The sequence below is a fragment of the Actinoplanes solisilvae genome (assembly GCF_003999975.1).
GTDB lineage: Bacteria > Actinomycetota > Actinomycetes > Mycobacteriales > Micromonosporaceae > Actinoplanes > Actinoplanes solisilvae.
Genome location: NZ_RJAC01000004.1, coordinates 468380 through 476196, shown reverse-complemented (window position 1 = coordinate 476196; position 7817 = coordinate 468380). Strand labels below are relative to the sequence as shown.

At 71.9% G+C, this 7817-nt stretch carries 8 protein-coding genes; 1 reads left to right on the top strand and 7 read right to left on the bottom strand.

Features of this window, described 5'->3' with window-relative positions:
* The first annotated feature begins 67 nt into the window (after positions 1 to 67).
* Positions 68 to 862 carry a nitroreductase family protein gene (locus tag EER30_RS15620; protein ID WP_127501139.1) on the top strand — a complete coding sequence of 265 codons (795 nt, stop codon included), beginning with the start codon at positions 68 to 70 and terminating at the stop codon, positions 860 to 862.
* On the opposite strand, the gene EER30_RS15615 is transcribed toward EER30_RS15620, so the two are convergent.
* The 7 genes from EER30_RS15615 to egtA all read right to left on the bottom strand — a co-directional run bounded on the left by EER30_RS15615 (position 840) and on the right by egtA (position 7736).
* A complete protein-coding gene (locus tag EER30_RS15615; RefSeq protein WP_240670036.1) occupies positions 840 to 1331 on the bottom strand; it encodes a GGDEF domain-containing protein in 492 nt (163 codons plus the stop codon). The two genes, EER30_RS15620 and EER30_RS15615, sit on opposite strands and share 23 nt — an antisense overlap.
* Before the next feature lie 69 nt (positions 1332 to 1400).
* Positions 1401 to 2621 carry a phosphodiester glycosidase family protein gene (locus tag EER30_RS15610; RefSeq protein WP_127501137.1) on the bottom strand — a complete coding sequence of 407 codons (1221 nt, stop codon included), beginning with the start codon at positions 2619 to 2621 and terminating at the stop codon, positions 1401 to 1403.
* Between the two features lie 84 nt (positions 2622 to 2705).
* Entirely contained in the window at positions 2706 to 3302 is a 597-nt protein-coding gene (locus tag EER30_RS15605; protein WP_127501136.1) for a dihydrofolate reductase family protein, read from the bottom strand.
* 228 nt (positions 3303 to 3530) lie between these two features.
* A complete protein-coding gene (egtD, locus tag EER30_RS15600; RefSeq protein WP_127501135.1) occupies positions 3531 to 4499 on the bottom strand; it encodes an L-histidine N(alpha)-methyltransferase in 969 nt (322 codons plus the stop codon).
* A complete protein-coding gene (egtC, locus tag EER30_RS15595) occupies positions 4496 to 5239 on the bottom strand; it encodes an ergothioneine biosynthesis protein EgtC (RefSeq protein ID WP_127501134.1) in 744 nt (247 codons plus the stop codon). Before egtC ends, egtD begins: the two co-directional genes overlap by 4 nt.
* Complete coding sequence (gene egtB / locus EER30_RS15590) at positions 5239 to 6540, bottom strand: ergothioneine biosynthesis protein EgtB (protein WP_127501133.1); 1302 nt, start codon at positions 6538 to 6540, stop codon at positions 5239 to 5241. Before egtB ends, egtC begins: the two co-directional genes overlap by 1 nt.
* Positions 6537 to 7736, bottom strand: a complete 1200-nt coding sequence (gene egtA, locus EER30_RS15585) for an ergothioneine biosynthesis glutamate--cysteine ligase EgtA (RefSeq protein WP_432417542.1) — start codon at positions 7734 to 7736, stop codon at positions 6537 to 6539. Before egtA ends, egtB begins: the two co-directional genes overlap by 4 nt.
* Between the last annotated feature and the right edge of the window lie 81 nt (positions 7737 to 7817).

Below are 7817 nucleotides of genomic sequence, written 5' to 3'. Positions count from 1 at the left end.
GCCGCAGCAAGTTTGCCTACGGGATACCGGTGGCCGCTGCCCCTTCTTTGCATTGACACCGTCCCTATTGCCAACCAGTGAGCACTACCGACAATCAACATGTCAGCAGCTGCCACCCCTGGCGCTGCTGACGTTCGGCGAGGGCACCCCGGCCGTGGTCGCGACCGGGCCGGCTGCCGCGGGTGAACTGCCGCCGGTCGAGTTTCCGCTGATCACGCGAGCGCAGCGGGCCGGTGACCGGACGGTTCTGGGCGCGCCGTGGCCCGTGGGCGCCGAAGTGCCCGCACCCGGCGGTGAGGACACGCTCGACGCCGTGATCCAGCGTCGCGGCTCCCAGCGCCGCATGGACCGTACGAAAACCGTCCCGCGCGCGTCCCTCGAATGGCCCATGTCCGCCGCCCTGCGCGGCATCGACGTTCCTCACTGGGTTGCCGTGCGCGGCGTCGACGGCGTCGAGCCCGGCCTCTACCGCTGGCCCGACCTGGAACACCCGATCACCGCGGGCAACCTGCGCGACGAACTCGAGCGGGTGTCCCTGGGCCAGTCGTTGTCGGCCGAAGCGGCGTACGTGGTCATCGCGGCCGCGCCGAACCACAACCTGGACGACCGCTCCTACCGCTCCGCGCAGCTCGCCGCTGGCCTGGTCGAGGGCCGGCTGCACCTGGCCGCCTACACGGTCGGGGCGAGCGCGACCGGCATGACGTTCCTCGACTCCGAACTGCCCGCCCTGCTGCACGAGCCCGGCGACCTGATCACCCTGCTGTTCACCTGCGTGGGCGTGCCCGAGTACCGGTCGAAGGCAGGCGGCGCGCCGGGCGACCCGGTCGCGGTGCGTACGGTCATGCCACGTTCCGTCGAGTAGGTTCGTGCCAGACCGCCCAGCGCGTCTCGGGTCCACGCTGCTGGGCGCGGCGCAGGGCGAGCTCGGCGCAGTAGACGAGCTCGTCGTGGGTCAGCTCGCCCGGGTTCGAGACGGCCAGGCCGATGCTGGCCGACAGGGGCGTGAGACGGCCGTCGACGATGACCGGGGACAGCGCCGAGGCGATCGCGCCGGCCACCTCGTACGCCTGCTCAACGAAGTTGATCTGCGGCAGCACGACGGCGAACTCGTCGCCGCCCAGACGGAACGGCACGCCCGGCTTGCGGACGCAGGAGCGCAGCACCCGGGCGAGCTCGACCAGCACCTGGTCGCCGCCCTCGCGGTGCACGTCGATCAGCAGCACGGCGGTGCTCTTCGGTGAGGCCAGTGCACGCTCCGAGAACCTGCGGAAACGGACAGAACCGGCCAACCCCGTCAAGGGGTCCGACCGGCGCAGGACATTGATTCTCATGACCCCCCTCGTGTGCTCCGCCGTGCTGGACTCCGGAAACATCGGGCACGGCGGGGCACACTTGAGAGGTCAGTCGTCCCAGATCACGGCGTCGCCGACGGGACGCTGGGCCGAGCCGCTCGGCTGGTTCACGAGCCGGCCCGCGGCGACCATGGTGGTCGAGCCTCCGCCGTCGAGGTTGATCGCGTCGCGCAGCCCGAGCGCGTCAGCCACGGCCGCCGTCTCGTCCATCGTCGTGCCGACGCTCGTGGTCATCCGCCCGTCGATCGTGGCCAGGACGATCTTTCCGGTACGGGTGGTGCCCGCGATGGTGCGCGGGTTGCGATCGAAGAAGCTGCCCGTACCGTCCGGGACGACGATCTCCCCGTCCGCGGTGAGCCGGTAGCGGCCGTTGACGGCGTAGGTGCCCGGCCGCAGCTCGACCCGCTCGCCGTCGGCATCGGTCACGGTCTGCTCGACACGCAGGCAGCTCTTGGCCGGCGCGGTGGTCGCCTGCGTGCTCGTGGCCGGCGTGGTCGGCTGCGCCAGCGCGGTCAGGGGGGCCGCTTGAACGCCGGTGGCCTGCAGCGACGTCTGGCCCGCGGCCAGTGCGACGCCTCGGCTGGCTGCGACGCGCACGACACAGCCGCGACGGTCGAGCACGACCTCAGCGCCCTCCCCGGCCGGCGTCGACGTGCCGAACTCGGGCGTGAACTCGGCGATCGCCCCCGCTGCGGCGGGCGGGTCGTTGACGAGCGTGATCGGCAGTTCGGCGCGAGTTCGCGGATTGCGCACGGTGGCGGCCCACGACAACTTCCCGACAACCATCCTGTTACGCGCCGAATCGATGACCAGGTCGGCCTCGGCCGGGTCGGTGGTCGGCTCGCTGAGCAGCCGGCCGCGGTGCACCCCGAGCCCGACCGGCGTACCCGGGAACTGCTGGCTCGCCGTGAAAGTGAAGAACGAGGCGTTGACGCCCGCGAGCGCCCCCTCCGCGGCGACGAGATCGGTCACCGTCTCGGTCCGCGCAAGATCAGCGCCGTACGTGGTCCGCAGGTGTCCCTTGGCCCGTTGCGGGTCGATTGTGAGCACGTTGACCCGCCACGGCCCCTTCGTCGTGGTGCCGATCTCGCCGCTGGGCGCGGGTTCGGTCCCGCGGACGATGCTGGTCAGCGTCACGCCCCGGGCGAGCGTCTGGGTCGTACGGGTCTCGGCCAGATCGGCGTCCCCGAGCGGCAACGCGGCGGCGGTGTGCCCGCCCGGCACCAGGGTCGCCGCGACCATGGCGGCCGCAACCATCGAATGAATCATGATCGATATCGTGGCCGCCGCCCGGAACGCCCCGGCGGCTTTGGTTTTAACGGTCTATGACCGCTCGTGGTCGATTTGCCGGGCCTACTTGACCGTGTAGCGCACGTGGGTGGCGAACGGTGAGCTGTAGACCTTGACCACTTCGAGGTCCACGTCCCGGTCGAATCCCTCGAACAGCCGCTTGCCGGCCCCGAGAATCACCGGCGCGGTCGAGATGACCAGCTCGTCGACCTTCCCGGCCACCAACGCCTGCCGGATGATGTCAGCGCCACCGCCGACCGAGACATCGCCACCCCGCGCCGCCTCGTCCGCCTGGCTGAGTGCCGCGTCCAGATCCGCGGCGAACCGGAACCCTGTCTCCGCCGCCGGCTGATCCGCGACACGATGGGTGAGGACGAACAACGGGCCGGGGAAAGGGTTGGTCCCACCCCACGCGCCGGCCGCGTCGTACATGCCCCGGCCGACGACACCGGCCTTGATCGTGGAGACCATCTCGTCGTAGAACTGCTTGTCGGGACCGTGCATGGCGAAGTCGTGGCCACCGTCGTACGTCCACGGGCCGCCCATCACCCAGTAGTGCAGCCGCTCGCCCCCGCGCCCCAGCCCGTACTTCGGCCCGTCCTCGGGTCCGGTGACATAACCGTCGACCGACGTGGTGATGGATGCGATGACCTTGCCCATGACTCCTCCTCTGCCCAGTGTCACCGGGACAGACCATCCAGGAGGCCCGAACTCATCGCCGGACACAGGACGAACCGCCGTTCATGGGCGCCGGCACGGCCACCGGCTCGGTCAAAGGTGAGGTCTGCCAGAGGGTCAACCTGTCCCGGATCGCCGGCCTTCCTCCCGCGTGGGTCCCGAACGTGATCAATTCGGAGGACCCACGCGGAAGGGTGCCGGAGACGAGGTTCAGGATGTGGCTCGGGCCAGGGACAGGGCGAAGCGGCCCTCGGGGTCGGTCCACCACTGGTCGAGGGTGAAGCCGGCCTCGGCCAGCTCCTTGTCGACGCCCTCGCGGTGGAACTTGGCGGAGATCTCGGTTCGTAACTCCTCGCCGCTGGCGAATTCGACCGTCAGGTCTACGGCGGGGATGGTTACCCGCATGGGCCAGCGGGCCCGCAGGCGCATCTCGATCCACTCGTGGTCGGCGTCCCAGAGGGCCACGTGGGCGAAGCCGTCGGGGTCGAAGTCGGCCTGCAGGTGGCGGTTGAGCACGCGCAGCACGTTGCGGTTGAACTCCGCGGTGACGCCGGCCGCGTCGTCGTACGCGGGGACGAGCACGCGCGGGCTCTTCACCAGGTCGGTGCCGAGCAGCAGGTGTTCGCCGGGGCGCAGAACCGCGCGTACGTCGGCCAGGAAGCGGGCGCGGTCGGCGGGTTCGAAGTTGCCGATCGTGCCGCCCAGGAAGGCGATCATGCGGTCGGGGGTGACGGGCAGGAAGTCGAGGTGCTGGGTGATGTCGCCGACGATGTTGCGGACCCGCAGCGCCGGGAAGTCGGCCGCGATCCGGGACGCGGCGGCCGTCAGTGCGCTCGGGGAGACGTCCATCGGAATGAACTCGGTGAGCGTGCCGGCCGTCGTGAGCGCGTCGAGCAGCAGCCGGGTCTTCGTCGAGTAGCCCGAGCCCAGCTCGATCAGGGTGCGGGCTCCGGTGAGCCGGGCGATGTCGGCGGCCCGTTCGGTGAGCACGGCCCGTTCGGCGCGGGTGGGGTAGTACTCGGGGAGCTCGGTGATCTGTTCGAACAGCTCGCTGCCCCGGGCGTCGTAGAACCACTTCGGCGGCAGCCACTTGCGCCGCGCGGTGAGGCCGGCGACCACGTCGGAGCGCAGCGCGGCCTCCTGGGTTTCGGCGTCGAGATGGACCTCGAGCTCGGTCATGACTCTCCCAGCGGGACGTAGTGCCGGCTGTCGATGCCGGCGACCAGGATGGTGCGGTCCTTCACGGTTTCCCAGGACGGGTCGCCGTCGAGCGGTTCGGAGCTGACCAGCACGCTGCCGCGCCCGCTCCGCACCGACAGCGCATGACCGAACGCGCTGGCCACGATGGTTGTTCCGTCGGTCAGCAGCAGGTTGAGCCGCGAGCCGGGGGCGGCCGCGGCGACGGCGGCGATCGTGCCCGCGACCGCTTCGCACGGGCCCGTGCCGCGCCGCAGTTTGTCGCGGACCAGCGCCCACAACAGGGCCGAGTCGGTCGGCGCCTCGAGGGTGATCAGGTCGACCGGTGGCAGGGCGGCGGCGAGCTTGGCGACCGATTCGGGCCAGCCGGCGACCACCCCGTTGTGGCTGAACAGCCACCGGGAGGAACCGAAGGGCGCGGCCGCGCTCTCGGTCACCGGCATGCCCACGGTGGCGCTGCGGACCGCCGCCAGCACCGCGCCCGCGGTGACGGCGGCGGCCAGGCCGGGCAGCGTCGTGTCGCTCCACAGCGGGGTGGCCCGGCGGTAGCGCACCGGGCCGTCGGCCGCGTACCAGCCGACGCCGAAGCCGTCGGCGTTGATCGTGCCGCCGCCGCGCATGTCGCGCGGCGCCCACGACTGGTGGGACAGCGAATGCGGCGGGTCGTAGAGCAGCGACGACAGCGTGACGGCCGGCCCGAGGTAGGCCAGGTGGCGGCACATCAGGCGTCCCGCGCGCAGCGGAAGCCGCTGAAGATCTGGCGGCGGATCGGATAGTCCCAGTTGCGGAACGTGCCGCGCACGGCCGACCGGTCGGTGCCGAACGAGCCGCCACGCAGCACCTTGTAGTCGGGACCGAAGAACACCTCGGAGTATTCGCGGTAGGGGAACGGGGCGAAGCCGGGGTAGCCGTGGAAGCCGGTCGACGTCCACTCCCAGACGTCACCGATGAGCTGGTGCACGCCCAGCGGCGACACCCCGTCGGGGAAGGCCCCGGCCGGTGCCGGACGCAGGAACTGCTGGCCCAGGTTGGCGTGCCGCGGCGTGGGGGAGTCGTCGCCCCACGGATAGCGCCGCGAGCGGCCGGTGGCCGGGTCGTGGCGCGCGGCCTTCTCCCATTCGGCCTCGGTCGGCAGGCGTTTACCGGCCCAGGACGCGTACGCCGAAGCCTCGTGGAAACTCACGTGGACCACCGGCTCGTCGGGCACCACAGGGGCCGTGCGGCCGAACGTGGAGACGGCCCACCCGTCGCCGTCGCGCTGCCAGAAGGCCGGCGCGGTGAGCCCGGCGGCCTGACGGTGGGCCCAACCGGCGGTGCTCCACCATCGCGGATCGTCGTAGCCGCCGGCGTCGATGAAGGCCGCGAACTGAGAACACGTGACCGCGGCCCGGTCGATGTGGAAAGCGGGCACGTCGACCTGGTGCGCCGGCCGCTCGTTGTCGAGCGCCCACGCCTCGGTGTCGGTGCCCATCGTGAACGGCCCGCCCGGCACGAACACCTCGCCGGTGACCGCGAGCGCGGGCCGGGGCGGCGCGGCCGTTTCCAGCACCGGTGGGCCCGAGCGCAGCTGGTGGGTGGCGAGCATGGTCTCGTCGTGCTGCTGCTCGTGCTGCACGATCATGCCGAACGCGAACCCGTCGGCGACCAGGCGGCGGCCTTCGTCGAGCCGGGCCCGGTCGAGCACGTCGAGGGCCTTGTCGCGCACCTGGGCGACGTAGCGCCGGGCCTCGCCCGGGGTGAGCAGCGGCAGGGCCGGGCGGTCGCTGCGGGCGTGCTTGAACGCGTCGTAGAGCTCGTCGATGTCGCGGCGTACCGGCTCACGGCCGCCGACGTCGCGCACGAGCCAGAGCTCCTCCTGGTTTCCGACGTGGGCCAGGTCCCACACCAGCGGCGACATGAGCGGCGAATGCTGGCGGATCAGGTCGTCCTCGTCGACGGCCTCGGTGAGCAGGGTGGTGCGGTCGCGGGTGCGGATCAGCTCGGCCGCGACCCGGTCGCGCAGCCTCTCGGTCTCGATCGTCATCGGTTCTCCCCGTGGGCGGCGGCGAGCCGCTGGTCGATGGTCTGGGTGACGCGCTCGCGCATAGCCGGATCGAGGCGACGGACGGCCAGGTCGAGTGCCGCGGTGGCGGTGGAGAGCAGCGGCGGATCGGCCAGGCCGCAGCGGAACGCCTCTTCCCAGCGGTCGGCGGTCGGCTGGGCCAGGTCGAGGGCGGTGCCCGTGGTCGCGTCGTCGTCGAGCAGGGCGCTCAGCACGGCGACCGGGACGATCCAGTCGTCGCCGGGCTGGGCGTCGAGGTAGCGCACTTCGAGGTAGCCGCGCGGGCGCACGGGCGGGAACAGGGTGCTCAGGTGGTAGTCGACGTCGGCGACGGTGACCGGAAAGGGTAAGGCGCCCCCGATCCAGCCGGCCAGGGTCGTGCCGGGTGGTGCGTCCCAGCAGCCGCCGTCGCGCCGCACGCAGGTGAGCGGGGCTTCGAGGGCGTAGCGGACCCAGTCGCCCGCCGGGTCGTCGGAGACGCCGACGGGATGGGTGAGCCGCGGGTCCATCGCCCACCAGGCGGCCATGCGGGCCGAGGCGAGGCCGGTGTCGCGCCCGGCGTGGCGGCGCGAGTTGGCGAAGGCGGCCAGCAGGGGCGGGCCCAGCGCCGAGACGGCGGCCCAGCGGAGCGCGATGTTCCCGGCGTCGAGGCACACCTGGAGGCCGGCGGTGCTGCACATCATCACGCGGCCGTCGGGGCCGCGGGCGTCGAAGGCCTGTTCCATCGCGTCGTAGCGCGGGGTGTGCACGAGGCGCCGGGGCGCGCGAACCGGGTCGATGCCGTGCGAGCCGAGGGTGAGCCCGGCGGTCTCGAGCAGAACGGTGAGGTGGGCCCGATCGGCCTCGACCGCCGCGTGCAGAGCGGCCAGGGTGGAGGCGGGGGCGGAGGAGATCTCGATCTGCCCGCCCGGCTCGACGCTGATCGTGCCTCCGGCGGGGAGGGGGTGCGGCGGGTGCGACGCTCCGAGCGTCGCCGGGGTGTGCCGTCCGAGAGCCTGCCGCAGCTTCTCGGCGACCGGCGGCGCCGAGGGCGCCGCGATGTCGTGCAGGGTCCATTCGAGTTCGGCGCCGATCAGCGCCGGGGGACCGGTCTTGAAGCAGATGGCACGGATGCGCGCCTCCACCTCGCTCTGGGTGCGCAGAGCGGCCGCCGTGCCGGCGTCACCTTCCGCCACCAACTGCATGCTTTTGGTCATGCCTCCGAACCTAAAGGCGGGGTCCGACATTTTCCCGAACAGCAGCCGATCAGTCCTTCATGT